This window comes from Plantactinospora sp. CNZ321 (genome assembly GCF_004217235.1).
This window is the reverse complement of sequence record NZ_SHKQ01000001.1, coordinates 639,009-664,201: the sequence shown is the minus strand read 5'-3', so window position 1 is coordinate 664,201 and position 25,193 is coordinate 639,009. Positions and strand designations below refer to the sequence as shown.

Here is a 25,193-nt window from a genome sequence, read left to right as displayed (position 1 = left end):
CGTTACCGAACAGCAGGTCGGCCGGCCCGGACACCAGGTCGGCCGCCCCGGACAGCGAAAGGTCCTACCGTGAGCAGAACCGCCCGGGTCGAGCGGACCACGGCCGAGACCAAGGTGCTCGTCGAGCTGGATCTCGACGGCTCCGGACAGGCCGACATCACCACCGGGGTCGGCTTCTACGACCACATGCTCCACCAGATCGCCCGGCACGGTGGTTTCGACCTGACCGTGCACACGGTCGGCGATCTGGAGATCGACGCCCACCACACCATCGAGGACACCTCGCTGGCCCTCGGCACCGCCTTGGACCAGGCACTCGGCAACAAGATCGGCATCCGGCGGTACGGCTCGGCCACCATTCCGATGGACGAGGTACTGGTCCGGGCCGCCGTCGACCTCTCCGGTCGGCCGTACGTGGTGCACGACGAGCCGGCGCTCGCCCCGTACATCGGGCCGGTCTACCCGACCAGCATGACCCGGCACATCTGGGAGTCCTTCGGGCAGTCCGCCCGGCTGACCCTGCACGTCTCGGTGCTCCGGGCCGCCCGGCCCGGCGGGCACCCGGACGCGCACCACGTGGTGGAGGCGCAGTTCAAGGCGGTCGCCCGGGCGCTGCGCGAGGCGGTGACGATCGATCCCCGGTCGGCCGGCGAGGTGCCGAGCACCAAGGGGCTGCTCTGATGGACACCGTCCTGCCCGTGGCGCTCTTCGCGCTGGGTGGCGTGCTGATCGGTGGTGCCTGGTCGCTGCACCGGCAGGGCGCCCCGCGGCAGATGCTCTGGATCGTGGGCCTGCTGGCCGTACTCGCCACCGTCGGTGGCGTGCTCTGGCTCGTACCGGGAGCGGATGGATGATCCCCGACCGGCCGGCGCCGCCCCGGGTGGTGGTGTTGGACTACGGTTCCGGCAACCTGCGCTCCGCACAGCGTGCGGTGGCCCGGGCCGGCGCCGAGGTGACGGTCACCGACGACCTCGACGCGGCGGCCGCCGCCGACGGACTGGTGGTACCCGGGGTCGGCGCCTTCGCCGCCTGCATGGCCGGGATCGACGCACTGCGGGCCGGTCCCATGATCGCCGAGCGGGTCGCGGCGGGCCGGCCGGTGCTGGGCATCTGTGTCGGCATGCAGATCCTCTTCGAGTACGGCGAGGAGCACGGCGTCGTCACCAAGGGGCTCGGCCTGCTGCCCGGTGGGGTGACCGGGCTGACCGCCCGGCGGGTCCCGCACATGGGCTGGAACACCGTGGCACCGCCGCCGGGATCCCGGCTCTTCGCCGGCCTACTGGCCGGCACCCGCTTCTACTTCGTGCACTCCTACGCCCCGGCCGACGTGGCCGCGCTGGCCGCCGCCGGTGCGCTGCCGACCACCGCCGAGCACGGCGGGCGGTTCGTGGCGGCGGTGGAGCGCGGGCCGCTGTCGGCCGCACAGTTCCACCCGGAGAAGTCCGCCGAGGCCGGCCGGACGCTGCTGCGCAACTGGCTGGCCACGCTGTGACCGCGTCCCGGTCCGGGGCCGTCCCGGCGTGGCGCGCGGGGGCCGTCCCGGTCTGCCGTGTGAGGGCCGTCCCGGTGTCGGGCGCGGGGGCCGTCCCGGTCTGCCGTGCCGGGGCGGTACCGGTCTGCCGTGCCGGGGCCGTCCTGGTCTGCCGCGCGGGGGCCGGTGGCGCCCGGTGAGCAAGGAACGGGCCCGCCGCCGTGCGGTTCGGCTGGCCGAGGCGGAGCGGGAACGGGCCGCCCGGGCGCGGAGGGTGGCCCGGCGTCAGCGCCGGCGAGCCGTGCTGCGCCGGATCACCCCGCGACTGCCGGATCGGCGTACCGGGCGGTTGTTCGCGCGGCGCAGCCGGGGCGAGCGGGCCGGGGTGGTCGTACTCTCCGGGGCGGCGGTGATCGGCATCTGGCTGCTCGTCGACGACCTGGCCCTGCGGCTCGGCCTGATCGCGCTGCTGTTACTGGTGCTGCCGGCGGTCGTGGTGATCGCGCTGGGCCGCCGGACCTGAGCACCACCTTCGTTCCGCCAACCGAGGAGGGCACGTTGAGCCTGACCCTGCTTCCCGCCGTCGATGTCGCGAACGGCCAGGCCGTCCGCCTGGTTCAGGGCGCCGCGGGCAGTGAGACCAGTTACGGCGAGCCGTTGGAGGCGGCCCTGGCCTGGCAGCGGGACGGCGCCGACTGGATCCACCTGGTCGACCTCGACGCCGCGTTCGGCCGGGGCTCGAACGCCGAACTCCTGGCCGAGGTGGTCGGCCGGCTCGACGTCAAGGTGGAACTCTCCGGTGGGATCCGGGACGACGAGTCGCTGCGCGCGGCGTTGGGCACCGGGGCGGCCCGGATCAACATCGGCACCGCCGCCCTGGAGGACCCGCAGTGGTGCGACCGCATCGTCGGCGAGTACGGCGACCGGGTTGCCATCGGGCTGGACGTGCGCGGGCGTACCCTGTCGGCCCGGGGCTGGACCCGGGACGGCGGCGACCTGTTCGAGGTGCTCGATCGGCTCGACAAGGCGGGAACGGCGCGGTACGTGGTGACCGACATCACCAAGGACGGCATGATGCGCGGCCCCAACCTCGACCTGCTGCGTGAGGTCTGCGCTCGTACCGACGCCCCGGTGATCGCCTCCGGCGGCGTCTCGACCCTGGACGACCTGCGGGCGCTCGCCACGCTGGAACCGGTCGGGGTGGAGGGCGTGATCGCCGGCAAGGCGCTCTACGCCGGTGCGTTCACCGTCGCCGAGGCCCTCGCCGTGCTACGCGCGGCATGACGGCGTGTGGCATGACCGCGTGTGACATGACGGCGTGCGGGGTGCCGGCGCGTGGGTGGGATGGATGGCCGGGTGTGGACGCCAGAGGTGCCGGCGTGCGGGGTGGACGGATTGATGGCGGCGGCGGTTAGGCTCGGCAGATGACGGTGGCGGTGCGGGTGATCCCCTGTCTCGACGTGGACGCGGGGCGGGTCGTCAAGGGCGTCAACTTCGTCGACCTGCGGGACGCGGGCGATCCGGTCGAGCTGGCCGCGGCGTACGACGAGGCGGGTGCCGACGAGCTGACCTTCCTGGACGTGACCGCCTCCTCCGATGACCGGGGCACCATGCTCGACGTGGTGCGCCGGACCGCCGAGACGGTCTTCATCCCGCTCACCGTCGGCGGCGGCGTGCGTCGGGTCGCCGACGTCGACGTCCTGCTCCGGGCGGGTGCGGACAAGGTGGGGGTGAACACCGCCGCGATCGCCCGCCCGGAGCTGATCGCCGAGATCGCCGAGCGGTTCGGGCGGCAGGTGCTGGTGCTCTCGCTGGACGTGCGGCGTGCTCCCGCCGGCACCAGCACCGAGAGCGGCTTCGAGGTGACCACCCACGGCGGCCGGCGCGGCACCGGAATCGACGCGGTCGCCTGGGCCGCCCGGGCGGCCGAACTGGGCGCCGGGGAGATCCTGCTCAACTCGATGGACGCGGACGGCACCAAGGCCGGATTCGACCTGGAGCTGATCGGCGCGGTGCGGCGGGTGGTGGACGTGCCGGTGGTGGCCAGTGGCGGGGCCGGCGCGGTCGCCCACTTTCCCCCGGCGGTGGCGGCCGGCGCCGACGCGGTGCTCGCGGCCAGCGTCTTCCACTTCGGCGAGCTGAGCGTCGGCGAGGTCAAGGACGCGCTGCGCGACGCCGGCCACCCTGTCCGCTGACCCGACCCGACCACCGACCGGACCCGACCCGACCACCTACCGGGCCTGATCACCCGGGTTCCGTCCGACCGTCCGGTTCTGCTCGGTCGTCGGGTTCCGCCCGGTCGTCGGGTTCTGCTCGGTCGTCGGGTTCCGACTGGGGCGCTGGTCGGGGCGGCTGGCCGGGCGTCGGTTATCCGCTGTTCTCCGGCGAGCGGCGCGGCATCGGCAGCGTGAACCGGGCGGCGTACTCCTGCACTGCCGCCGCGTGTTCGTCCTCGGCGAGTTCCCAGTCGTGGCTGCCGGGAGAATGCCGCCGGGTCAGCACCCCGTGCACCGTCTCGACCGTGGTGGCGAGACCGCCGTGCGGCCGGGTACGCCACAGGTGCTCCCCGGCGGAGGTGACCCGGAACCAGCCGTCCGAAACGGTGATCAGACCGGCGCCGACCAGGCGGCGCACCGCTGCCTCGATCTCGTGCCGGGCCGGGAGGGCCCGGTTGAGATGGTCAGCGGTGGAGAGCACGTCGGCGAGCCGGACGCCCTCAGGTCGACGGGTGCTGCTTGACCGGCGATGCCGGCCGGCACCGCCAGCGATGATCAGTGATACGAAGATCCATGCGTCGGACCAACGCCATCCCTCATCCCCCATGGGGAAATGATGCCGTGCCGGGCCATCCGACGGAACGGTTGTGCACCGGTTCATTCCGCCGAACCGGAGCGACCCGCGTTCCACGTGGGATGATCCGATCCGGATCGACGATCTTTTTCTCGGCGGGCAGCCGCGGGTCCGCGGGCATGCCCGTGTCGGTGGTCAGCCGGTACCGGCCTCGGTGACCGTTCGGGGCAGGTCGCCCGGGTCGGTCCGCGACACCGGTGGCACGGTGAACATCGGGATGAAGACGTGCACCAGCGGACCGATGGCGAGGGCGTACGCCAGCGTGCCGATCCCGACCTGGCCACCGAGGGCGAACCCGATCGCCAGTACGGTCAGCTCGATCACCGTACGGACCAGCCGCAGCGACCGGTTCGGCTGGCGGGCGACGTACCCGGTCATCAGGCCGTCGCGCGGCCCGGGGCCGAGGCGGGCGCCGATGTACAGGCCGGTCGCCATCCCGTTGAGCAGGATGCCGGCGACCAGGAAGCCGATCCGGGTGGGCAGTGCCTGGACGTTGGGCAGCAGGGCGAGCCCGAGGTCGACGGCGAGTCCGATGACGACGACGTTGCTCACCGTGCCGACGCCGGGACGCTGGCGCAGCGGGATCCAGAGCAGCAGTACGAGGGCGCCGACGGCGATGGTCACGGTGCCGAACGACGCGCCGGTGAGCTTGGAGAGCCCCTGGTGGAAGACATCCCAGGGGTCGAGCCCGAGGGACGCCTCGATCATCAACGCCATGCTGGCGCCGTAGAGCGCCAGGCCGACGTAGAGCTGCCCGAGACGCCGGACGAGCCGATCCCCACGGTTGCCAGTTCTTGCCATGCATGCCACTCTGAGGGCCAATCCGGCGTTTCTGAAGGTCCAATCGAGGTGAAGTGGCTATGACCAGCCTCGTTCGAGGAGCCCATCTGGGGCGGATGCTCGGGCAGTGGCACGCGTTGCCGGGACGCCGGCGCAACCCGGACTATGTCGCCTTGGCCGGCGCGGTGCGTGGACTGATCGCCGACGGCCGGCTGCCGCTGGGCGTACGACTGCCGGCCGAGCGGGAGCTGGCCGAGGCGCTCCGGGTGAGCCGGACCACCGTCACCGCCGCCTACCGGGAACTGCGGGAGAGCGGGCATCTGACCAGCCGCCGGGGCGCCGGCAGTTGGACCACGCTGCCCGGCGGGCACCGGGTGGCCAGCTCGGGGCTCTGGACCCCGCAGGACGACCTGGACATGATCGACCTCGGCTGTGCCGCGCTGGCCGCCCCGGCGCAGCTCGCCCCGGCGGCCCGGGCCGCCGCCGAGGATCTGCCCCGCTACCTCGGCGGCGCCGGCTACCATCCGACCGGGATCGTCGAGCTGCGCACGGCGGTGGCCCGTTCGTACACCGAGCGTGGTCTGACCACCAGCCCCGAGCAGATCATGGTGACCAACGGCGTACAGCATGCCCTGGACCTGGTGCTCCGGCTCGCGCTGCCGACCGGCGGCAGCGTACTCGTGGAGTCGCCGACCTATCCGAACGCGCTCGCCGCGCTCGCCGCGCGCCGCGCCCGGATCGCCACCCACGGCCTGTCCGCCGAGGGCGCCGGCTGGGATGCCGACCTGCTGCTGGGCAGCTTCCGGCAGACCCGTCCCCGACTCGCGTACCTGATCCCGGAGTTCCAGAATCCCACCGGTCACCTGATGCCGGCCGAGCTGCGCGAACGGGTGGTGGCGACCGCACACGCCAGCGGCACCGACCTGGTGGTCGACGAGTCCTTCGTGGATCTCGCCCTGGACGGCACCGAGGTCCCCCCGCCGACCGCCGTCTTCGATCGGCACTCCCGGGTCGTCACCATCGGCGGGATGAGCAAGCCGTACTGGGGCGGTCTGCGGATCGGCTGGATCCGTGCCTCGGCACCCCAGGTGCAGCGACTGGCGGCGGCCCGGGTCGGCGTCGACATGGCCGGTCCGGTGCTGGACCAACTGGTCGCGGTGCGGCTGCTCGCCGAAGCCGGGACGATCGTCGCGGCCCGCCGGGCGCAGTTGGCCGCCCAGCGCGACGCCCTGCTGGCCGCGCTCGGCGCGGAGCTGCCGAACTGGCGGGTGCGGACCCCGGCGGGCGGGGTGACGCTCTGGGCCGAGTTGGACGGGCCGATCGCCAGCGCGCTCGCCCGGGCGGCCGAGGAGGTCGGGGTACGGCTCGCGCCGGGCCCCCGGTTCGGCCTCGACGGCACCCTGGAACGCTTTCTCCGGCTGCCGTTCACGCTGCCCGCCGCCGAGCTGACCGAGGCGGTACGCCGCATCGCGGCGGTCCGCTACGACATCGACCGGGTGGAACGCCCGCTCTGGCGGGAGCCCGCGGTGATCGCCTGAACGGCGCCCGTCGGTTCGGGCGTTCGTCGGTTCGGAGCCGTTTGCGGTTCGAGCCGGTCAGGCCGGGTAGCCGGCCCGGGGGATGGTGGCCAGGCTGGGCATGCGCAACCGAGGCGCCGGAGTGGCGGCCATCCTCGCCCAGACGATCTTGCCGTCGGTGCCGGGCAGCACGCCCCAGTTGGTGACCGACCGGGACACCATGGCCAGCCCACGACCGCGTAGGGCGAGCGGTTGCCGCGAATCCGGGGCCGGTTCCCGCCGGGGCGGTGCCGGTACGCCGGGGTGCCGGTCGGCGACCGCGATCCGCAGTCGCTGCCGGTGGTAACAGAGGGTGAGATCGATCTCGGTGCCCGCGTGCTCGACGGCGTTCGCCACCAGCTCGGAGGCGACGAGCTGGGCATCCTCGGTGACGTCGGAGAGCCGCCACCGCTCGCAGCACTCCCGGACCAGTCCGCGCGCCGCGCTCACCGCCTGCGGCACCGGTGCCAGCCGCCGGTGGGCCCGCCGGGTGCGGGCCGTAACGGGATACGGCCGGACCCGGCTGAGCGCCTCGGCGAGCCGGGGGTAGAGCCGGACCCGCCGGGTCGGCAGGCGGCGGAGCAGCTCGGTCAGGGTCGAGGCCGGGGCGCAGACCAGTACGGTGATGCCACGCCGGCACGCCTCCCGGATCATCACCATCGCCGGCAGCAGGGTCGGCAGCAGCCCGTCCGGAGCGACCCGGGTGCAGTCCACCGCGACGTACGGCGGGTGGTGCGCGATGCAGCGCGAGAACGCCCGTTGCAGCGTGTACGCCTGGGCCACGCTCCACCGGCCCGCCATGGTGATCACCAAGGCGCCGGTCTCCACGTGTGCTGCCACCGTGGCCACCATCACCGGAAACCCCCTCGCCCGTTCGCGCTGCCGGCCGGCCACCCTGACCCGGCCCGTCGTGCGCCTGATCCTGCTATTACCCCCGTGATGGACCGGTGAAGCCGGCCGGGTGTCATGTTGTCCAGCGGTAGCCGAGCCGGGACGTCCGGTAGTGCTCCAGGTGGCAGGGCCCTCCGGACAGCACCGGACCGCCGCGCGATCGCGGGTCGCGCGGCGGTCCGGTGGGGTGCGGATCCGATCTCCGGGGGGAGAGACCGGATCCGGCACGGGTCAGATCTGGGCGAGGCTGCCCTGGTACATCTGGTCGATCTCCGTCTTGAAGCTGGTCTCCACGGCACGGCGCTTGATCTTCATCGACGGGGTCATCTCGCCGTCCTCGACGGTCAGGTCGCGGGTCAGCACGGTGACCTTCTTGATCGTCTCCCAGCGGTTCAGCTTCTTGTTCAACTCGGCGACGTACCCCTCGACCAGGGTGCGCACCTCTGCCGAGCCGACGATCTCGGCGTACGGACGGCCGGCGAGCGGGCCGCCCTCGGCCCAGGTGGCGATGGCGTCGGCGTCCAGGGTGACCAGCATCGTGCAGTAGTTGCGGGCCTGCCCGATCACCACCACCTGAGAGGTGTACGGGCACAGCGCCTTGAACAGGCCCTCGATGTGCGACGGCGAGATGTACTTGCCCCCCGACGTCTTGACCAGGTCCTTCTTCCGGTCGGTGATCTTGAGGAAGCCGTCGGCGTCGAGTTCGCCGATGTCACCGGTCCGGAAGAAGCCGTCCGGGGTGAACGCCTCGGCGGTCTCCTCCGGCAGGTTGTGGTAACCCCGCATCACCGGCGTGCCCCGGAGCAGGATCTCGCCGTCGGAGTCGATCCGGCACTCCAGGTCGCCCATGGCCTTGCCGACCGTGCCGATCTTGAGCGCGCCGGGCCGGTTGACGAAGTTGCCGGCACTGGTCTCGGTCAGCCCGTACCCCTCGGAGATCGGCAGGCCGGCGGCGGCGAAGAAGTGTGCGATCTCCTGGCTCAGCGGCGCGGCGCCGGAGACGAGCACCCGGATCCGGCCGCCCAGCCGGGCCTGGAGCTTGCTGAAGACCAGCTTCTCGGCGAGCCCGTAACGCAGCCGCAGCCCCGCCGAGACCGGCTGCCCGGCCTGCTCCAGCGCCACCTTGTGCTTGCCGGTCCGGACCGCCCAGGCGAAGATCTTCGCCTTCGCGCCGCCCGCCGTCTGCGCGGTGGTGACCGCCCGGTTGTAGACCTTCTCGAAGATCCGGGGCGCGCCGCACATCAGCGTCGGCCGGACCACGCCGAGCAGTTCGACCAGCCGATCGAGCCGGCCGTCGACGTAGGTGGGCATGCCGACGTGGATCACGCCGCAGATCAGCGTCTTGCCGAACGAGTGCGACAGCGGCAGCCAGAGGTACTGCAGGTCCTCCGCCTTGATCAGCCCGAGCTGCGCCTGGGCCACCCCCTCCCAGCACCATCCGGCGTGCAACAGCTCGACGCCCTTTGGGCGGCCGGTGGTGCCGGAGGTGTAGATCAACGTGGCCAGGTTGTCCTGGTCGATCCCGGCCACCACCCGGTCGATCTGGTCCGGGTCGCTCTCCAGCGCCAGCGCACCCTGTGCCTCCAGGTCGGCGAGGGTGAGCTGCGGCGGGGTGGCGTCCGGATCGGCGGACCCGTCGATCAGTACGACGTGGGTTAGCGCGGGCAGTTCCACCCCGGCGATCTTGGCGGCCTGCTCGGCGTTCTCGGCGATCAGCACCTTCGAGCCGGAGTCCGCGAGGATGAAGGCGGTGTCCTCCGGCTCGGTGGTCGGGTAGACCGTGGTGGTCGCGCCACCGGCGCACATGATGCCGAGGTCGGCGAGGACCCAGTCGAGCCGGGTGTTGGCCAGGATCGCCACCCGGTCCTCGGAGTCGACGCCGAGCCCGCGCAGCCCGGCGGCGATCGCCTTCGCGCGTTGACCGACCTGTGCCCAGGTCAGCCAGACCGGGCCGGAGTCGTCCGGGGCGGGGTGGGCGAAAGCGTCCCGGTCGGGGGTGGCCGAGACACGCTTCAGGAACATGTCGGGGATGGACCGGTAGGGGACGTCGAGTGCCATGGCGGGGGGTGCCTCCGGATATCGTCTCGTGACGGTGATCACGTCAACTCGCGGTTACCGAAGGGTATTGCCTGCCCCTGCACCTGGGCTAGTCCCGTTCGGCTCCGCCGATCTCGCCGATCGGGTCGCCCACCCGGTCCCCGCCTCGTGGTTTCTCCGGTTGACCGGAACGGGGCCCGAGTGGCAAACCCGAAATTTCGGGGTACGTCTCTAAGCTATCCAGGCGTCTCCAAGGCTATCCAGGCGTCGGCCCGGACCGGTCGGACAGGTGCCGCCGCCTGGACCGGGGCGCGGAGGTCATCAACCACGGGTGAGGGTCGTCAACCATGGGTCATGCAGGACCGGTCATGGGAAGTCCCGGTCACGACGATGCGGTGCCGGGCCACGTCATCCACCTTCCCGTCGCGGTACCCACCCTGCACGCCGCCACCGAACTGGCCGCGCGGCTGGCCGAGTCGCTGGCCTTCCTGCCGGAGCTCGACGCCGGCGAGGTCACGGTCTCGGCCGAGGACGCGCAGCACGAGCGGTACCGGGTCTTCTGCGACCGGCTGCTGTTCGGTGCCGGCCGGTGTGGCGAGCGGGAGGGGCACCGGGGCGCCTGTGTCGCCGGCCCCGCGGGCGGGACCGGGGCGGTGGTGGGGCGCCGGACACTGATCGACGCGACCTAGGGTCAGGTGATCCGGAGGGTCAGGGGATCCCGAGGCAGCCGCCGGGGTCGTGCGGGCGGCGGAGGTCGATCCGTTCGCCAGCACGGCGGCCCTCGCCGAGTTCTCCTCGGATGTTCGGCCTGTGGTCTCCGTTGCCCGGGTGTTGGCCGGGCGCGTCGACCACCCACGGCCGAGCCGGTTCGCCGGCCCGGCCAGCGGGGGGTGGGCCGGGCGGCCGATGTGGCAAGATGGGCGGCCGCCGGAGCCCATGGTGGTGAAGACGAGCATGAAGCGCGCCACCGGCTCTGGTTGACGAGGACGTGCCGGGCGGACACGGACACTGCCCGCCCGTGATCGACTCGCCCTCGGGCTCGGCCATCACGATGCAGGAAATGACGTACGGAGATTCGGAGCCTTCCGGAATCCTCGCGTCGTGCTCGTGTGGTCAGGGTGCGTTGTGCGACGGAGACCGTCCTGAGTGTCCCGACCAAGCGACAGGAAGAAGTGCCCATGAAGAAGCTCCTGGTTGTTCCAGCTGCCGCGTTCGCGCTGGCGCTGAGCCTCAGCGCGTGCGGAGACTCCAAGGGCGATTCCGGTGGGGCGCCGGAATCGTCGCCGTCCGTCGGTGCGAGTGCGCCCGCGACAGCCGGCGGTGGCACCATCACCGGAAACGAGGGTGGCAACAGCGAAGGCGGGAAACTTACCCCCGCCCAGCGAGAGTCCCTGACCAAGCTCAGGGACTGCATGCTCGAGAAGGGCTACGACATGCCCGAGCTGGACCCCGACAACCCGGTCGTGGCGCCGAAGAACAACAACGGCAAGAGCGACGCCCAGGTCAACCAGGATGCTGCGGAGTGCGCGACGCAGTCGCAGCCGACCGGGGGCTGATGCCGGACGGATCCGTCTGGCAGCAAGCTCGATGATGGTGGCGCGGCGGGGCGAGCGGTGTCCACTCGCCCCGCCGCCCGGGGCCGGGGGTGGAGTTCGGTGGGGTGACACCGGTCCCCGCGCCCGACTCAGTCGTCGTCGCCGTCGTCCCGGTCGTCATCGTCGCCGTGGTCGTCCCGGTCACGGTCGGTCTTGACGATCTCGCCGGTGGCCGCGTCCACCTCCACCTCGATCTCCCAGCCGTCCTTGACGATCTCGACGTCCCACACGTCGCGGCCGTGTTCCCGCTCCCGTTCGACCTCCTCAAGCTGACCGCCGCCCGCACTGGCCAGGGCGATCTCGACGGCCCGCGCCGAGTCGACAGATCCGGCGGGTACGCCTCCGCCCGGTGCCGGCGAACCGGTCGGCGTGCCCGACGGCGAGCCGCTCGGCACCGTCGACGGGATCCCGCTCGGGCCGGTGCCGGGCGTACCCGTCGGGTCGCCCCCCGGCGTCGTCGCAGCCGGGGTGGGAGCGCGGAAGCTCTGCCGCTCGCCCTCTGCCGCGCTGGCCCCGATCGCGGTACCGACGACGACGGCGGCCGCCAACACGCCACCGATACTCAGGACCAGAGTCTTTCGCCGCATCGCAGTCTCCTCCATCGTCGCGAACACCCGGTTCCGGGTTCTCGGCACAGAGGTTCGCGCGGATCGGGATAGCGGCGCGCTGTCCGAACGCTAAGCCTCGGTAAAAGAGTCCGAACGCTAGGCCTCGGTAAAGAGGTCCGAACGCTAGGCCTCGGTAAAGAGGTCCGAACGCTAGGCCTCGGTAAAGAGGTCCGAACGCTAGGCCTCGGTAGAGAGGGCGGACGGCGACCCGCTGGTGGCCAGCGGCGGTCCGAGGGTGACCGCGACCCGCGCCCCGCCACCGTCGGCCTCCGACAGCTCGAACCGGCCGCCGCTGGCCCGGGCCGCCCGGCGGGCGATGTCCAGTCCCAGCCCGGTCGAGCCGGCGGCGCTCGCCCCGCGCTCCACCACCCCGGCCGGGGCGGGTCCGACCAGGGCCGGTGGCAGTCCGGGGCCGCTGTCGGTGACCGTGAGCAGCGCACCGCCGCCGGGGCGCGGCGCCAGCACGACGGTGCAGCCGGTCCCGTCCGGGGTGTGCGCGAAGACGTTGCCGAGCAGTGCGTCCAGCACCGCGGCCAGCTCGTCGGCGGGCAGCCGCACCGGGAGCGGGCGGTCGGCCAGGTCGAGTCCGAGCAACCGCCCGGTGTCCTCGGCCAGTACGGCCCAGAACGCCACCCGGTCCCGGACCACCGCCGTCGCGTCGCAGACCGGCTCGGTACCGGTGTCGCCCCGCCGCCTGGCCTGCCTGATCAGCCCGGTCACCGCCCGCTCCACCGCGTCGACCCGGTCGCCGATCCGGGCCGCCTCCCGCGGGTCGGCCAGCGACTCGGACTCCAGCCGCAGCGAGGTCAACGGGGTACGCAGCCGGTGTGACAGGTCGGCGAGTTGCTCGCGTTCGTCCCGCAGCAACTCCTGGATCCGGGTGGCGAGGTGGTTGAGCGCACCCGCCACCGCGCGCAGCTCCGCCGGGCCGGACGGGGTGGCCCGGGCGGTCAGCTCCGCGCCGGCCAGCCGGTGCGAGACCGCGGACAGCTCGGCGATCGGGGCGGTCAGCGACCGGGCCAGCCGGTCGGCGACGGCGAGGCCGAGCAGCAGCAGCGCCACCCCGAGCCCGGCCAGCACCAGCCAGGAGCGGTAGACGCCGTGGGTCAGCTCCTCTGTGGGGACGAAGGTGCGGATCACCGCCGTACCGTCCGGGCGGCCCTGCACGGCGACCAGGATCTCCCGGCCGTCCTCGCGGGCGACCGTGAGACTCTCGCCCCGGGCGGCCAACTCGACCCCGTCGCTGCGTGGCACCGGGGCACCGAGGACAGCGCCGTCCGGCAGGAAGACCGTGACCGGCCGGTCGGCCGCGGCTCCGACCTGCTCGGCGGCGAGTCGCAGACCGTCCCGGCCGGCGGTGCCGACCAGCGGGACCAGGGCCTGCACGTCGGCGGTCGCCGCCACCACCGCCCGGTCCGCGGCGACGCCGCGCAGCAGCACCGCGAGCGGGACCAGGAAGGCCAGCAGCACCAGGCCGGTGGTGGCCGCGACGAGCAGGGTGAGCCGGCGCCTCACGACCCGGCCCCGGGCGCGTCGAGCCGGACCCCCACCCCGCGCACCGTGTGCAGGTAGCGGGGCTGCTGCGCGGTCTCGCCGAGCTTGCGGCGCAGCCACGACAGGTGTACGTCCACCGTCTTGTCCGCTCCGCCGTAGGGGAGCTGCCACACCTCGGTCAGCAGTTCCCGCTTGCCGACCACCCGGCCGGCCCGGCCGGCCAGGTAGTGCAGCAGGTCGAACTCCCGGGGCGTCAGTTCGAGTGGTGTCCCGGCCAGGGTCGCCTGCCGGGCCGCCGGATCGACCCGCAGCTCGCCGACGGTCAGTACCGCGGGTCCGTCCGCCTGGCCGGCGCCCCGGCGCAGCACCGCCCGGATCCGCGCGTCGAGCTGGGCGGCGGTGAAGGGCTTCACCACGTAGTCGTCGGCACCGGCGTCCAGTCCTCGGATGATCTCGGTCTCCTCGTCCCGGGCGGTGGCGATGATCACCGGTGTGCTGTTCACCGCCCGGAGCATCCGCAGCAGCTCCAGCCCGTCCAGGTCGGGCAGCCCGAGATCGAGTACCACCAGGTCGGGCCGGTCGTCGAGGACCCGTTGCAGCCCGGCCATCGCGGACTGCACGGCGGCGACCGCGTGTCCCCGGTCGCGCAGTGCGTGCAGCAGCGGGGTACGGATGGCCGGGTCGTCCTCGATCAGCAGTAGGCGAGCCACACCCGGCACGGTAACCCGGAAACGCCCCTCGACACCGTGCCGGCCGGGTCGGCGAGGCCGATGGGACACCGTGACGTCATCCAGGAAGACGGATCCGTTAACGGTTCCTTAGGGTCCGTCGGCGCCGGCCTTAACCGGTCGGCGGGCATCATCGGAGGATGCCTCGACGTACCCTGCTCGCCGTGGCCGGCTGGCTGCTCGCCGCGCTGGTCGCGACCGGAACCGGGCTGGCCGCGGTACAGGTGATCGGAGCCGGGCTGACCGGCCCGGCGGGTGAGGTGCGCAGCCCGGACGAGGTGGCCCGGGCACTGGCCGCCACCCCGCCGCCGGCGGCCCCGGGCGCGGTGCCCTCCGGTGACCTCGCCGGCCCGGTGCCGACCGCCTCCGGCACTGTGCCGGGCTCCGGCACTGTGCCGGGCGCCGCCGGCGACTCGCGCCGGCTGGTCTCCACCCCCGGGGGTACGGTGCTGGCCGAGTGCTCCGGCCGGCGGGTCTGGCTGAGCGCCTGGACGCCGGCCCAGGGTTACCGGGTCGGCGAGGTCGAGCGTGGCCCGGACGACGACGCCGAGGTGACCTTCCACGGATCGGGGGGCGGGCGGATCGAGATCGAGGTCGAGTGCGTCGGCGGCAGGCCGGTGCCGACCTGGAAGGCGCACGGCGGCGACGACTGACCGGCCGCCGCGCACCGGTCAGGAGTGCCGGCGGCGGCCCGGCGGTAGCGGCCCGCGCCCAGGGACGTTCAGTGGTAGCGGCCCGCGCCCAGGGACCAGTCGAAACTGCCCCGGATCCAGGCCCGGCGGGCGGTGACGAACCGGAGGGTGTCGGGGTCGCCGCCGGCCAGCAGCGTGGACTCCAGCCTCAGGTACGCCCGCAGCCCCGCGTTGAACCGCCGGGCCGCGTCGAGGAGTCCCACCCGCTCCTCCCATCCCGCCTCCCTGGCGAGTACGACGATCAGGTTGTGACCGTCCCGACCGTGCCGGCGCTCCTTGGCGTACGAGAAGACGTCGTTGCACCAGCAGACCAGGTCGGCGGCGAGGTCGTCCAGGTGGGACGCGTCGGGGTCGGCCTGGCAGATGGCCTCGGCCAGTCCGCCGTACGCCAGGTCGGTCAGCGTGAAGCTGGGGCGTACTCCGCCGGTGTGCCGGCGCATCTGGAGGTACTCGGCCACCGCCGGTACCCGGTCCCGTTCCCGGTTCGCCGCCTCCCAGAGCAGCGCCAGCAGGTAGTCGCGCATCTGGGCGGCGAACCGGAGCAGCAGCAGGGGCGGGCCGTGTGCGCGTACCCGTCGGCAGAGGTCGTGCAGGCCGGCGGCGGTCGGGCCGGCGGCGGTGGCCGAGCCCGGTGGCGCCGGCCCGCCGCGCAGGTCGAGGACGTCGAGTAGCTGCCCGACGACCGGGGCGAGCCGGCCCGGATCGTCGCCCAGGCCGTCGTCGTCGCAGCGGTCGTCGAAGGTGAACAGCCAGGTGAACAGGTCGGCGACCAGCCGGAGGTGCTCGGGCCGGGCGTCCGGGCAGGTCCGTCCGGCCAGCTCGGCCGCGTTCGCCCGGTCCAGCCGGCGGGCCGCGGCGGGGCTGCCGATCAGGCCGAGTTCGGTGGCCCAGAGCGTGGACTCCGCGCCGACCCGAACGACGTGTGCGCTCACCCGTTCCGGAAAGGGTGGCCGGGTCAGCCACGCCAGGGCGAAGGCGCGCATCGGCACGTCCGGCCGCCTGCCGGGTCAGAGCCCGAGTCTCGCGGTCCGTAGCCGCTCGGTCAGCGCGGGTGGACCGACCAGTTGTACCCGGGCGACGCGCTGCCGGCCGAAGAGGAAGATCGTCAACTCGCCGGGCGACCCGACCATCCGGACCTGCTCGCCGCCGGCTCCGGCGGTGGCCTCGCCGTGCTCCGGTGCCTGGATCAGCAGGGTGGCCGGGAACCGGCGCAGCGAGAGCCGGGCCATCGGGGGGATGCGCTTCCAGAGTGCCGCCCGCTGCCCGACCGGAAGTTCCCGGGGCTGCCAGTCCGGCCGGGCCCGCCGGGCGTCCTCGTGGTGCACGAAGAACTCGACCAGGTTCGCCAGCTCGTCGACCGGAGGCAGGGCCAGCGGGCTCCACCGGGGCGGACGCCGGACCAGGTCGACCAGGGCGGGGTACGGCTTGCCGGCCACCGCCGCCCGGACCCGCTCACCGTGCTGCCGCAGGGGCGGGAGCAGCAGCCCGGCCGCCGCGTCCGGCCGGCGTTCCCGGACCACCAGGTGGGCAGCGAGGTCCCGGGCGGTCCACTCCGGGATGATCGTGGGCGCGTCCGGCCCGATCGCGATGAGGAGATCGGCCAGTGACTGTCGCTCCGTGCTCGCGTAGCGGGGCATGTCTTGATCGTAAATCCTGATCCGGTCGCCCGGCGCGGCATGTCCGGACCGGCTCCGCTCTCCGCGCGGTCAGGCACGGTGGAACAGGCTGTGACAGCAGACACAATCAGGGCCGAGTCGGTACCACCCAGGCCAATCGGTTCGTCAAGCCCCCACCTGATCAGTAAGGATGAGCTGGACGCAGGAGGCTTACGGCGGGGGAGAGCGTGGCGGGCAAGACAAGCCGGGACATACTCGTCCGGGGGATCAGAGTCCTCGGCTACGCGATCCGCGACGAGCCACGGATCTTCGCGGTCGCGGTCGGCGGCAGCGTCCTCTACAGCCTGTTGATCATCGTCAGCGCGTACGTCGTCGGTGCCGTCGTCGGTGACGTGGTGGTGCCGTCGCTGGAGAGTGGCCGGGCCGACCGGGCCGCGGTGCTGCTCGGCGCCGGCGCGCTGCTCGCGGTCAGCCTCGGCCGGGTACTCGGCATGTTCGGTCGCCGGCTCGGCGCCGGATTCATGCAGTACCGGTTGCAGGCCAGCTACCGGCGCCGGATCACCCGCCGCTACCTGGAACTCCCGCTCTCCTGGCACCACCGGCACGCCACCGGCACCCTGCTCTCCAACGCCAACTCCGATGTCGAGGCGGCCTGGTTCCCGATCGCGCCGCTGCCGTTCGCGGTCGGCACCCTGGTGATGCTGGTAGCGGCGATGGGCTCACTCTTCGTCACCGACTGGGTGCTCGCGCTGGTCGGCGTGGCGATCTTTCCGGCGCTCTTCGCCCTGAACGTCGTCTACTCCCGACGCATGGCGCCCCGGCAGGCCCGGGCACAGCAGATGCGCGCCCAGGTCAGCGCGATCGCACACGAGAGCTTCGACGGGGCGCTGGTGGTCAAGACCATGGGCCAGGAGGCCCGCGAGACGACCCGGTTCGCCGCACAGGCCGGCGAGCTGCGGGACGCGCTGATCTCGGTCGGTCGGCTCCGGGGCGTCTTCGATCCGATGCTGGAGACCCTGCCCAGCCTCGGCACCCTGGCCGTGCTGCTGGTCGGCGCGGTCCGGTTGAGCCAGGGCGCCGTCACCATCACCGAACTGGTCAGCGTGGCCTTTCTCTTCACCGTGCTGGCCTTCCCGGTCCGGGCGATCGGCTGGGTCCTCGCCGAACTGCCGCGCAGCGTCGCCGGCTGGGACCGGTTGCAGTCCGTGCTCACCGCCACCGGCGAGATGCCGTACGGCGACACCACACTGGACCGCCGGGACGGCCGCCCGGCCACCCTCGTCTTCGACCGGGTCACCTTCGGGTACGCCTCGGCCGAACCGCCGCCGGCCACCGCTCCCGCCGAGCCGGGCCTGGCCATCGAGGAGCCGGAGGCGGCGGCGAGACCCACCGGGGTACCGCCGCCGAACGGGCCGGTTTCCGCCGAGTCGCCGGTTTCCGCCGAGTCGCCGGCGTCCGTCGGGCTGCCCGCTTCCGGCCAGCCGCCGGTCCCCGCCGTGCAGCCGGCTTCCGCCGAGCAGTCGGCTTCCGTCGAGTCGCCGGCCACCGGGCCGGTGCCGGTGCTGCACGACGTGTCGTTCACCGTGCCGGCCGGCCGCACGGTGGCGCTGGTCGGGCCCACCGGCGCCGGCAAGTCGACGATCGTCTCCCTCGCGGTACGGCTGGTCGACCCGGACGCCGGCACGGTCACCCTGGACGGGGTCGACCTGCGCTCCCTCACCGCCGCCTCCCTCGCCGGCAACACCGCGCTGGTCGCCCAGGTGCCGTTCGTCTTCGACGACACCATCCGGGAGAACATCACGCTGGGCCGGGACGGCATCACCGACGACGACGTCTGGGCCGCACTCCGGCTGGCCGAGGCGGACGGCTTCGTGGCGGCGTTGCCGGATGCGCTGGACACCCTGGTCGGAGAGCGCGGCGCGGCGCTCTCCGGCGGGCAGCGGCAGCGACTCACCCTGGCCCGGGCGCTGGCCGGTCGGCCCCGGCTGCTGGTGTTGGACGACGCCACCAGCGCGGTCGACCCGAGGGTGGAGGCGGCGATCCTGGCCGCGCTGCGCGGCGGGCAGTCGGAGCCGGCCGATCCCGACGGTCCGCCGGGACCGGGGGCGTCGATCCTGGTGGTGGCGTACCGGCGGGCGACGATCGCGCTCGCCGACGAGGTGGTCTACGTCGAGCATGGCCGGGTGGTCGGTCGGGGTACCCACGCCACGCTGCTGCGTACCACGCCCGGGTACGCGGCGCTGGTCACCGCGTACGAGCGGGCCGAGGCGGAGCGGGAGCGGGATCGGGCGTACGAGATTCCCCGGCGAGGCGAAGAGGTGGACGCGTGACCACGACCACGGCCGGGGCGGTGCCGGAGCGGGCGGAGAGTGCCTGGGGGACGCTGCGGCGAGGGCTGGCGCTCTCCCCGGAGCTGCGTACCGGCCTGGCCGGCACCCTCGGGCTGGCCCTGGTCTCGATGGTCGGCCGGGCCGCCGTACCGGTGGCGATCCAGCAGGGCATCGACCGGGGGCTGCGCGCTCCCGGCGGGCCGGACATCGGGGTGGTCGGCCTCGTGGTCGCGGCCACCGCCGCGGTGCTGGTGGTGACCACGATCTGCGGGTACCTGATGATGCGCCGGCTCTTCACGGTCAGCGAGACGGCGCTGGCCGGGGTACGGGTGCGGGCCTTCCGGCACGTGCACGACCTGTCGACCCTGCACCAGCAGGCGGAGCGGCGCGGTTCGCTGGTTTCCCGGGTCACCAGCGACGTGGACCAGATCACCCAGTTCCTCCAGTGGGGCGGGGTGATCCTCCTGGTCAACCTCGGTCAGGTGGTGGTGACCACCGTGGTGATGGCGGTCTACTCCTGGCAGTTGACCCTGGTGGTGTTCGCCGCGTTCGTCCCGGCCATGGCGGTGATCCGGATCTTCCAGCGGCGGCTCGCCGCCGCGTACGGGGTGGTCCGGCAGCGGCTCGGCGCGATGCTGGCCGCGGTCTCGGAGAGCGTGGTGGGTGCGCCGGTGATCCGGGCGTACGGCGTCTCCGGCCGTACCGCCGAACGGCTGGACCGGACCATCGACGCGCAGCGCCGGGCCCAGCAGCGGGCGATCCGGACCAGCGTGATCAGCTTCTCGACCGGCGAGATCGCCGCCGGGCTGGCCCTGGCCGGGGTGGTGGTGCTCGGGGTGCGACTGGGCGTCGACGGGTCGCTGGGCATCGGCGAGCTGACCGCCTTCCTCTTCCTGGTCACCCTCTTCATCCAGCCGGTGCAGATCGCCACCGAGGTACTCAACGAGGCGCAGAACGCGGTGGCGGGCTGGCGGCGGGTGCTGGACGTGCTCGACGTGGCGCCGGACGTGGCGGACCCGGGCGAGCAGGGTGTCGACCTGCCGGTCGGGCCGATCGACATCCGGTTCGCCGACGTCGGTTACCGCTATCCCGGCGGTCCGCCGGTGCTGGTCGACATCAACGTGGACATTCCGGCCAAGACCCGGGTCGCGGTGGTGGGCGAGACCGGCAGCGGCAAGACCACCTTCGCGAAGCTGCTGACCCGGCTGATGGACCCGTCCACCGGGGCGGTACTGCTCTCCGGGGTGCCGCTGGACCGGGTCCGGTTCGGCTCGCTGCGCTCCCGGGTGGTGATGGTGCCGCAGGACGGCTTCCTCTTCGACTCGACCGTGGCGGAGAACGTCCGGTTCGGCCGGCCCGAGCTGACCGACGAGGAACTGGCGCTGGCCTTCACCGAACTCGGTCTCGCCGACTGGGTGGCGGGGCTGCCGCTCGGGCTGGCGACCCCGGTGGGGGAGCGCGGCGAGGCGCTCAGCGTGGGGGAGCGACAGTTGGTCGCGCTGGCCCGGGCGTACGTGGCCGACCCGGACCTGCTGGTGCTGGACGAGGCGACCAGCGCGGTCGACCCGGCAACCGAGGTACGCCTGCAACGCACCCTCGACGCGGTGACCCGGGGCCGGACGACGGTGGCGATCGCACATCGGCTCTCCACCGCACAGGGCGCCGACGAGGTGATCGTGGTGGACCGGGGCCGGATCGTGCAACGCGGTCCGCACGAGGAACTGGTCAGTGACCCGCAGTCGGTCTACGGGCTGCTCTACGCCTCCTGGTTGGAGCAGACCCGGTAGCAGCCGGAGAACCGGTGTCGGTGACGAGATGGACTCCGAATGAGTCGTAGGTTAGCCTGCCCTTACTAAGCACAGCCTAACTTGCGCCGGAGGTCGACGTCATGCAGCCCAGCTCCGCGGAGGTGGCCCGTACCCTGGCCGCCGGTCGGCTCCCCGGCACCGCCCAGGTCGCGTACCGGCCCGGACCGCACCAGGTCCGGCACGCCATCGACCCGTCCGGCCGGGTGCTGCTGCTCGTCTCGGTCGTCAGTGATTTGGCCGCCGCGCTCTGGCCGACCGGCGACAGTCGGGGCACGGCGCTGGTGCTCGACGTCCGCGACCTGCCGCCGGCCGCCGGTGCGCCGCCGCTCGGCCGGGTCTGGATCTCCGGCTGGCCCGAGCCGCTGACCGGGGTCGAGGCGCGGCAGGCGGCCATCGACTTCGCCGAGGTGGTGCCGACCGGGGATCTGCTGGACGTCGGCCGGGGCTTCACACTGCACCGCTTCGAGCCGGCGGAGATCCGGCTGGAGCGGGCCGGCACCGTGCGGCAGGTCGAGCCGGCCGAGTACGCCGCCGCCGAACCGGACCCGTTGCACGCGCTGGAACGGGACCTGCTCGCCGACCTTGCGGACCATCACGGACCGGAAATCGCCGCCTTCCTCCGGCGCCAGCTCCGCGACCTCGTACCGCCGGGTGGTGCGGACGACCCACCGCCCCGGGTGGTCCGGCTGGACCGGTACGGAATGGTCGTGGCCCTCGGCGGACGCGATACCCGCTGCCGGGCCCGGCTCGCCTTCCCTCGCCCCCTCGCCGGCCAGGCGGAACTGGTCGAACTGCTGCGACCGGTGCTCTGCCGACACCGGCAGCCGGGACCGATGCCCGACCGGGGGTGGCCGGTCGGCAACCCCCCGGACCAGGCCTGGTCCGACCGGTAGCCTCCGGGACTCACCCCGCCCTGCGCCGCCCCGCCCGGCACCAGGGATCAGCCGCCCCGCCCGGCACCAGGGATCAGCCGCCCCGCCGGGTGCCCCCGGGATCAGCGGTCCCGCCGGTGAGCCGGGTGACGTCCTCGGCCAGGTAGCGCTGCAGGGTCGGCGCGACCGCCGCGACCACGACGTCCGGTGACGCCGAGGCGAGCGGCTCCAGCCGCAGGATGTAGCGGACGAGGACTATGCCGGACATCTGGGTGGCGACCAGCGACGAGCGCAGCGGCGCCTCGGCCGGGTCGATCTGGAGCATCCCGGTAGCCCGGCGGAGCACCTGGGTCTCCAGGAACTCCCGGAGCAGCCGGGCGGTCCACTCGTTGTTCATCGCGGACCGGAACAGCGCGACCGCGGCCGTACCGGCGGGGGAGTCCCAGACCCGCAGGAACGTCCGGACCAGCCGTTCGCCGACCCCGTCGAGCCCACCGGCGGCGATCTGCGGCACGATCTCCTGCGGGTCGAACGGGATGTCGATGGTGGCCAGGAAGAGCTGATCCTTGGTGCCGAAGTAGTGGTGGACCAGCGCCGGGTCGACCCCGGCGGCGGTCGCGATGGCCCGGATCGAGGTGTGGTCGAAGCCGCGTTCGGCGAACGCGCTCCGGGCGGCTCGCAGGATCCCCTCCCGGGTGTCGGGGTTGCCCGGTCGCCGTCCACTCCGTCGTGCCATCGCCGTCCTCGTCCTCGCACTCGTTCCGCCGACACCGGTCGGCGCCGCCGGTACCCGGCGCCGACCGGTGCCCCGGCCCTCAGCCGGTGCGCCGTCGCAGCGTGGCCGAGGCGAGCACCAGGGCGACGACCACCGCCGCGGCCACCACCGCGATGTCCCGCCACATCGTGCCGGTCGGTTCGCTGTGCGCGCCGACCTCCTGTAGCGCATCGACGGCGTACGACAGGGGTAGCACGTCGCTGGTCGCCTGTAGCCAGCCGGCCATCTGGTCGCGGGCGACGAACAGCCCGCAGAGCAGGAGCTGCGGGATCACCACGATCGGCATGAACTGTACGGCCTGAAACTCGGTCTGGGCGAAGGCGCTGCAGAAGAGGCCCAGCGCCACCCCGAGTACGGCGTTGAGCACCGCGATCAGCACCACCAGCCCACCGTCGCCGGCGGTGGAGAGGTCGAACAACCAGTACGCCGCGGCGGCCGCGACGCTGGCCTGGATCGCGGCGGCCAGCCCGAACGCGAGCCCGTAACCGAAGAGCAAATCCAGTTTGCCCAGCGGGGTGGTGAGCAGCCGTTCCAGCGTGCCGGAGGTGCGCTCCCGGAGCATCGCGATGCTGGTGATCAAGAACATGATCGTGAAGGGGAAGATGCCGAGCATGACCAGGGCGATCCGGTCGAAGGCGGCCGGCTGTCCCGGTGGGGCGGGCTGGTCGCCGTACATGTAGTAGACGAGCGTGAGCAGCGCCACCGGCACCACCAGCAGCATCGCCACGGTACGCCGGTCGTGCCGCAGCTGGCGCAGGATGCGGCCGGTGGTGAAGGCCAGGATCCGCGGGTTCATCGGGGCGACCTCCCCTCGCCGGTGCGGGCCAACCGGTCCCCGCCGGCCTGCTCGTTCGCCCGGATGAGCCGCAGGAACGCCTCCTCCAGGTCGTCGGTGCCGGCCGCCGTGCGTACCGCCGACAGGGTGTCGTCGGCGATCAGCCGGCCCTCCCGGATGAGCAGCAGCCGGTCGCACCGGGCCGCCTCGTCCATCACGTGACTGGACACCAGCAGCGTGGTGCCCTCGGCGGCCATCGCCCGGAACTTCTGCCACAGCTCGGCCCGGAGCACCGGGTCCTGGCCGACCGTCGGCTCGTCGAGGATCACCACCTCGGGGCGGCCGACCAGGGCGCAGGCCAGCGAGGCCCGGCTGCGCTGGCCGCCGGAGAGGGTGCCGACGAGCTGGTCGGTCGCCCCGGCGAGGCCGACATCGGCGATCGCCCGGTCGGCGTCGGCCCGGCCGAGGCCGTGGAGCCGGCCGAAGTAGCGGACGTTCTCCCGGACGGTCAGGTCCGGATAGACGCTCGGTGCCTGGGTCAGATAGCCGAGGCGTCGCCGCAGGCCGGGGGTGCCGGCCGGCTCGCCGAGCACCGTGACGGTGCCGCCGGCCACGATCTGCACGCCGACGATGGCCCGCAGCAGGGTGGTCTTGCCGCTGCCGCTCGGCCCGAGCAGCCCGGTGACGCTGCCCCGCGGGATGGTGCAGCCGATGCCGTGCAGGACCTGCCGCCTGCCCCGGGTCACGACGAGGTCGCGGACCTCGATCGCGGTCTCCATGAAGCCTCCTCAAAGAAAACTCATCAAGCGTTGAAATTCAACGCTAGTTGAAATCTTGCCCCGCCACAACCGCCGAGGGTTGTAGCAGGGCTGTAAAGGTGAGTTAACGGGATGAAAAGAATGAAACGCCCAGGCGGCGCGTGATCGGGCGTTGCGTCATGATCGGACCTGCGGCACGATGGCGCCGTGGATCACGGTCCGTTACGGCAACTCGGGTTCCTCGACGAATGGACGGACCGGCTGCGCCGGCTGCCCGGCCCGCCCGTCGTCGGGGTGCTGCTGCGCGGCAGCTACGCCCGGGGCGCCGCCACCCCGTACAGCGACGTGGACATCGATGTCCTGGTCAGCGGGGAGCGGTACGCTGCGTACCCGGCCTTTCTGGTGGAGGTCGGCGACCGGCTGACCCACCTGTCGGTCGCCGTCCGGGACATCGGATCCTGGCTCGAACGGCTCGACCGGCCCGCCGAGTGGTCCTTCGGACTGCCGGTCGTCGCGCCCGTACGGTTACTCTGGGCACACGCCGCCTGGCGCTCGTCCGTGGACCTGACCGAGATCCGTCAACGCCCCGCCGAGCCCGACCTGGAGGAGTTGGTTGCCGCGCTCGGCAAGGTCGGCGGCGCCCGCGCCAGCGATGCCGAGTACGACGCCCGGCTCGCCGCCGCCGAGCTGGCCCGACGCTGCCCGTCGGTGCTCCGGCTCGCCAACCCCGCCGTCACGGTGGCCAGCCGACGGGACGCGCTGGCCGCCGCACTGGACCTGCCGGTCGCCCCGGACGGCTACCACGACGACATGCTCACCTGCCTCGGGCTGCGCCCCGACACCCTGCCCCGGCTGCACGCCGCCGCGCACCGCCTGGTGGCCGGCACGGTGGCACTGGCCCGCCCGTACGCGGAGGAACTGGCCGAGGTGGTCGGCGCGGACCTCGCCGCCGCACTGCGGGACGGCCGGCTCGACCGCTACGTCGGCCAACTCGCCCGGGGCGGCACGAACACCCCACCGGGGACGCCGGGCTGCCCGCCCGGCGGCGTGGCGCGGGCCACTTCGGGGCGCGGGAGCGGGGACGGGTGGACGGTTCCGGTGCCGCGTGCGAAACAATCGGGAACTATGCCCGTACCCGACCTCTCCCCGGTGACCGCGCCCGGGCCGGCGCCGCGCGGTCGCGCGCGCCCCTCGGCCCTCGATCCGGCGATCGCCGCGCGCCTGCGCCGCACCCCCGACGGACTCGTCGCCGCCGTGGTCCGGGCGCACGACACCGGCGACGTGCTGATGGTCGCCTGGATGGACGACGAGGCGCTGCACCGCACCCTCACCACCGGCCGGGCCACCTACTGGTCGCGCAGCCGGCGGGAATACTGGGTCAAGGGCGAGACCTCCGGCCACCACCAGTACGTCCGCTCGGTGGCGCTGGACTGCGACGGCGACGCCCTGCTGGTCAGCGTCGACCAGGTCGGCGCGGCCTGCCACACCGGAAACCGGACCTGCTTCTCCGACGAACTGCCGGTCAGCGGGACGACGTCCGCCGGGCCGACGACATGA

The 25,193-nt window shown here is 73.1% G+C and carries 26 protein-coding genes and 1 pseudogene; 15 read left to right on the top strand and 12 right to left on the bottom strand.

From position 1 onward, the window contains the following. Window positions 1-69: 69 nt before the first annotated feature. The 6 genes from hisB to hisF all read left to right on the top strand — a co-directional run bounded on the left by hisB (window position 70) and on the right by hisF (window position 3,666). Entirely contained in the window at window positions 70-681 is a 612-nt protein-coding gene (gene hisB, locus EV371_RS02860) for an imidazoleglycerol-phosphate dehydratase HisB (protein WP_130460664.1), read from the top strand. Further along, a complete protein-coding gene (locus EV371_RS33250; RefSeq protein ID WP_165436591.1) occupies window positions 681-854 on the top strand; it encodes a hypothetical protein in 174 nt (57 codons plus the stop codon). The genes hisB and EV371_RS33250 overlap by 1 nt, the downstream gene beginning before the upstream one ends. Continuing rightward, window positions 851-1,492, top strand: coding sequence for an imidazole glycerol phosphate synthase subunit HisH (gene hisH, locus EV371_RS02855; RefSeq protein WP_130460663.1), 642 nt, complete (start codon window positions 851-853; stop codon window positions 1,490-1,492). The genes EV371_RS33250 and hisH overlap by 4 nt, the downstream gene beginning before the upstream one ends. Window positions 1,493-1,667: 175 nt before the next feature. After that, window positions 1,668-1,994, top strand: a complete 327-nt coding sequence (locus EV371_RS02850; protein ID WP_130460662.1) for a hypothetical protein — start codon at window positions 1,668-1,670, stop codon at window positions 1,992-1,994. 35 nt (window positions 1,995-2,029) lie between these two features. Next, window positions 2,030-2,755, top strand: coding sequence for a bifunctional 1-(5-phosphoribosyl)-5-((5-phosphoribosylamino)methylideneamino)imidazole-4-carboxamide isomerase/phosphoribosylanthranilate isomerase PriA (priA, locus tag EV371_RS02845; protein WP_130460661.1), 726 nt, complete (start codon window positions 2,030-2,032; stop codon window positions 2,753-2,755). A gap of 140 nt (window positions 2,756-2,895) precedes the next feature. Further along, entirely contained in the window at window positions 2,896-3,666 is a 771-nt protein-coding gene (gene hisF / locus EV371_RS02840; protein ID WP_130460660.1) for an imidazole glycerol phosphate synthase subunit HisF, read from the top strand. Window positions 3,667-3,838: 172 nt separating this feature from the next. Here the strand turns inward: hisF and EV371_RS02830 are convergent, their stop codons facing one another. Together EV371_RS02830 and yczE are read right to left on the bottom strand one after the other, a co-directional pair. After that, entirely contained in the window at window positions 3,839-4,294 is a 456-nt protein-coding gene (locus tag EV371_RS02830) for a hypothetical protein (protein WP_130460659.1), read from the bottom strand. A gap of 162 nt (window positions 4,295-4,456) precedes the next feature. Beyond that, window positions 4,457-5,122, bottom strand: coding sequence for a membrane protein YczE (yczE, locus tag EV371_RS02825; protein WP_130460658.1), 666 nt, complete (start codon window positions 5,120-5,122; stop codon window positions 4,457-4,459). 59 nt (window positions 5,123-5,181) lie between these two features. Here yczE and yczR point away from each other — a divergent pair, with 59 nt between their 5' ends. Continuing rightward, window positions 5,182-6,639, top strand: a complete 1,458-nt coding sequence (yczR, locus tag EV371_RS02820) for a MocR-like transcription factor YczR (protein WP_130460657.1) — start codon at window positions 5,182-5,184, stop codon at window positions 6,637-6,639. Between the two features lie 57 nt (window positions 6,640-6,696). Here the strand turns inward: yczR and EV371_RS02815 are convergent, their stop codons facing one another. Beyond that, window positions 6,697-7,497 carry an ATP-binding protein gene (locus EV371_RS02815; protein WP_165436590.1) on the bottom strand — a complete coding sequence of 267 codons (801 nt, stop codon included), beginning with the start codon at window positions 7,495-7,497 and terminating at the stop codon, window positions 6,697-6,699. Between the two features lie 282 nt (window positions 7,498-7,779). After that, window positions 7,780-9,606 carry an AMP-dependent synthetase/ligase gene (locus EV371_RS02810; RefSeq protein WP_130460655.1) on the bottom strand — a complete coding sequence of 609 codons (1,827 nt, stop codon included), beginning with the start codon at window positions 9,604-9,606 and terminating at the stop codon, window positions 7,780-7,782. 347 nt (window positions 9,607-9,953) lie between these two features. Here EV371_RS02810 and EV371_RS02805 point away from each other — a divergent pair, with 347 nt between their 5' ends. Both EV371_RS02805 and EV371_RS02800 read left to right on the top strand, forming a co-directional pair. After that, window positions 9,954-10,274, top strand: coding sequence for a hypothetical protein (locus EV371_RS02805; protein ID WP_130460654.1), 321 nt, complete (start codon window positions 9,954-9,956; stop codon window positions 10,272-10,274). 489 nt (window positions 10,275-10,763) lie between these two features. Further along, window positions 10,764-11,141 carry a hypothetical protein gene (locus tag EV371_RS02800; protein WP_130460653.1) on the top strand — a complete coding sequence of 126 codons (378 nt, stop codon included), beginning with the start codon at window positions 10,764-10,766 and terminating at the stop codon, window positions 11,139-11,141. 128 nt (window positions 11,142-11,269) lie between these two features. Here the strand turns inward: EV371_RS02800 and EV371_RS02795 are convergent, their stop codons facing one another. The 3 genes from EV371_RS02795 to EV371_RS02785 all read right to left on the bottom strand — a co-directional run bounded on the left by EV371_RS02795 (window position 11,270) and on the right by EV371_RS02785 (window position 13,992). Then, entirely contained in the window at window positions 11,270-11,767 is a 498-nt protein-coding gene (locus EV371_RS02795; protein ID WP_165436589.1) for a PepSY domain-containing protein, read from the bottom strand. 198 nt (window positions 11,768-11,965) lie between these two features. Further along, window positions 11,966-13,303 carry a sensor histidine kinase gene (locus EV371_RS02790; RefSeq protein WP_130460651.1) on the bottom strand — a complete coding sequence of 446 codons (1,338 nt, stop codon included), beginning with the start codon at window positions 13,301-13,303 and terminating at the stop codon, window positions 11,966-11,968. Beyond that, window positions 13,300-13,992, bottom strand: a complete 693-nt coding sequence (locus EV371_RS02785; RefSeq protein ID WP_130460650.1) for a response regulator transcription factor — start codon at window positions 13,990-13,992, stop codon at window positions 13,300-13,302. The genes EV371_RS02790 and EV371_RS02785 overlap by 4 nt, the downstream gene beginning before the upstream one ends. A gap of 158 nt (window positions 13,993-14,150) precedes the next feature. On the opposite strand from EV371_RS02785, the gene EV371_RS02780 reads away from it, so the two are divergent. Beyond that, on the top strand, window positions 14,151-14,663 hold the full coding sequence (locus EV371_RS02780; protein WP_130460649.1) for a septum formation initiator: 513 nt from the start codon (window positions 14,151-14,153) through the stop codon (window positions 14,661-14,663). A 68-nt stretch (window positions 14,664-14,731) separates the two neighbouring features. On the opposite strand, the gene EV371_RS02775 is transcribed toward EV371_RS02780, so the two are convergent. Beyond that, a complete protein-coding gene (locus EV371_RS02775) occupies window positions 14,732-15,685 on the bottom strand; it encodes a terpene synthase family protein (protein ID WP_130460648.1) in 954 nt (317 codons plus the stop codon). Between the two features lie 24 nt (window positions 15,686-15,709). After that, entirely contained in the window at window positions 15,710-16,339 is a 630-nt protein-coding gene (locus EV371_RS02770) for a TIGR03085 family metal-binding protein (protein WP_130460647.1), read from the bottom strand. A 206-nt stretch (window positions 16,340-16,545) separates the two neighbouring features. Between EV371_RS02770 and EV371_RS02765 the strand changes: the two genes are divergently transcribed. The 3 genes from EV371_RS02765 to EV371_RS02755 all read left to right on the top strand — a co-directional run bounded on the left by EV371_RS02765 (window position 16,546) and on the right by EV371_RS02755 (window position 21,349). Continuing rightward, the gene (locus tag EV371_RS02765; RefSeq protein WP_130460646.1) at window positions 16,546-18,648 is read left to right on the top strand and encodes an ABC transporter transmembrane domain-containing protein; all 2,103 of its coding nucleotides are present in this window, start codon (window positions 16,546-16,548) and stop codon (window positions 18,646-18,648) included. After that, complete coding sequence (locus EV371_RS02760; RefSeq protein WP_486484451.1) at window positions 18,645-20,435, top strand: ABC transporter ATP-binding protein; 1,791 nt, start codon at window positions 18,645-18,647, stop codon at window positions 20,433-20,435. Before EV371_RS02765 ends, EV371_RS02760 begins: the two co-directional genes overlap by 4 nt. A gap of 101 nt (window positions 20,436-20,536) precedes the next feature. Then, on the top strand, window positions 20,537-21,349 hold the full coding sequence (locus tag EV371_RS02755) for a DUF2470 domain-containing protein (protein WP_486484450.1): 813 nt from the start codon (window positions 20,537-20,539) through the stop codon (window positions 21,347-21,349). Window positions 21,350-21,422: 73 nt separating this feature from the next. On the opposite strand, the gene EV371_RS02750 is transcribed toward EV371_RS02755, so the two are convergent. From EV371_RS02750 to EV371_RS02740, 3 genes are all read right to left on the bottom strand, one after another. Further along, window positions 21,423-22,064 carry a TetR/AcrR family transcriptional regulator gene (locus EV371_RS02750; protein ID WP_207230386.1) on the bottom strand — a complete coding sequence of 214 codons (642 nt, stop codon included), beginning with the start codon at window positions 22,062-22,064 and terminating at the stop codon, window positions 21,423-21,425. A 79-nt stretch (window positions 22,065-22,143) separates the two neighbouring features. Further along, on the bottom strand, window positions 22,144-22,899 hold the full coding sequence (locus EV371_RS02745; protein ID WP_130460645.1) for an ABC transporter permease: 756 nt from the start codon (window positions 22,897-22,899) through the stop codon (window positions 22,144-22,146). Further along, window positions 22,896-23,657 (bottom strand): ATP-binding cassette domain-containing protein, encoded by a 762-nt coding sequence (locus EV371_RS02740; protein WP_130460644.1) that lies wholly within the window; start codon window positions 23,655-23,657, stop codon window positions 22,896-22,898. The genes EV371_RS02745 and EV371_RS02740 overlap by 4 nt, the downstream gene beginning before the upstream one ends. Window positions 23,658-23,843: 186 nt before the next feature. Between EV371_RS02740 and EV371_RS34045 the strand changes: the two are divergent. Further along, window positions 23,844-24,518, top strand: a pseudogene (locus EV371_RS34045) (nucleotidyltransferase domain-containing protein); the annotation flags it as partial. Window positions 24,519-24,761: 243 nt separating this feature from the next. Next, window positions 24,762-25,193 carry a phosphoribosyl-AMP cyclohydrolase gene (gene hisI, locus EV371_RS34040; RefSeq protein WP_349339964.1) on the top strand — a complete coding sequence of 144 codons (432 nt, stop codon included), beginning with the start codon at window positions 24,762-24,764 and terminating at the stop codon, window positions 25,191-25,193.

What these genes read in the sequence shown, in the direction of transcription:
- EV371_RS33250 (WP_165436591.1), top strand. Translation starts at nt 681, where the DNA reads ATGGACACCGTCCTGCCCGTGGCGCTCTTCGCGCTGGGTGGCGTGCTG.
- hisH (WP_130460663.1), top strand. Translation starts at nt 851, where the DNA reads ATGATCCCCGACCGGCCGGCGCCGCCCCGGGTGGTGGTGTTGGACTAC.
- hisF (WP_130460660.1), top strand. Translation starts at nt 2,896, where the DNA reads ATGACGGTGGCGGTGCGGGTGATCCCCTGTCTCGACGTGGACGCGGGG.
- EV371_RS02830 (WP_130460659.1), bottom strand. Translation starts at nt 4,294, where the DNA reads ATGGGGGATGAGGGATGGCGTTGGTCCGACGCATGGATCTTCGTATCA.
- yczE (WP_130460658.1), bottom strand. Translation starts at nt 5,122, where the DNA reads ATGGCAAGAACTGGCAACCGTGGGGATCGGCTCGTCCGGCGTCTCGGG.
- yczR (WP_130460657.1), top strand. Translation starts at nt 5,182, where the DNA reads ATGACCAGCCTCGTTCGAGGAGCCCATCTGGGGCGGATGCTCGGGCAG.
- EV371_RS02810 (WP_130460655.1), bottom strand. Translation starts at nt 9,606, where the DNA reads ATGGCACTCGACGTCCCCTACCGGTCCATCCCCGACATGTTCCTGAAG.
- EV371_RS02805 (WP_130460654.1), top strand. Translation starts at nt 9,954, where the DNA reads ATGGGAAGTCCCGGTCACGACGATGCGGTGCCGGGCCACGTCATCCAC.
- EV371_RS02800 (WP_130460653.1), top strand. Translation starts at nt 10,764, where the DNA reads ATGAAGAAGCTCCTGGTTGTTCCAGCTGCCGCGTTCGCGCTGGCGCTG.
- EV371_RS02795 (WP_165436589.1), bottom strand. Translation starts at nt 11,767, where the DNA reads ATGCGGCGAAAGACTCTGGTCCTGAGTATCGGTGGCGTGTTGGCGGCC.
- EV371_RS02780 (WP_130460649.1), top strand. Translation starts at nt 14,151, where the DNA reads ATGCCTCGACGTACCCTGCTCGCCGTGGCCGGCTGGCTGCTCGCCGCG.
- EV371_RS02775 (WP_130460648.1), bottom strand. Translation starts at nt 15,685, where the DNA reads ATGCGCGCCTTCGCCCTGGCGTGGCTGACCCGGCCACCCTTTCCGGAA.
- EV371_RS02770 (WP_130460647.1), bottom strand. Translation starts at nt 16,339, where the DNA reads ATGCCCCGCTACGCGAGCACGGAGCGACAGTCACTGGCCGATCTCCTC.
- EV371_RS02755 (WP_486484450.1), top strand. Translation starts at nt 20,537, where the DNA reads ATGCAGCCCAGCTCCGCGGAGGTGGCCCGTACCCTGGCCGCCGGTCGG.
- EV371_RS02750 (WP_207230386.1), bottom strand. Translation starts at nt 22,064, where the DNA reads ATGGCACGACGGAGTGGACGGCGACCGGGCAACCCCGACACCCGGGAG.
- EV371_RS02745 (WP_130460645.1), bottom strand. Translation starts at nt 22,899, where the DNA reads ATGAACCCGCGGATCCTGGCCTTCACCACCGGCCGCATCCTGCGCCAG.
- EV371_RS02740 (WP_130460644.1), bottom strand. Translation starts at nt 23,657, where the DNA reads ATGGAGACCGCGATCGAGGTCCGCGACCTCGTCGTGACCCGGGGCAGG.
- hisI (WP_349339964.1), top strand. Translation starts at nt 24,762, where the DNA reads ATGCCCGTACCCGACCTCTCCCCGGTGACCGCGCCCGGGCCGGCGCCG.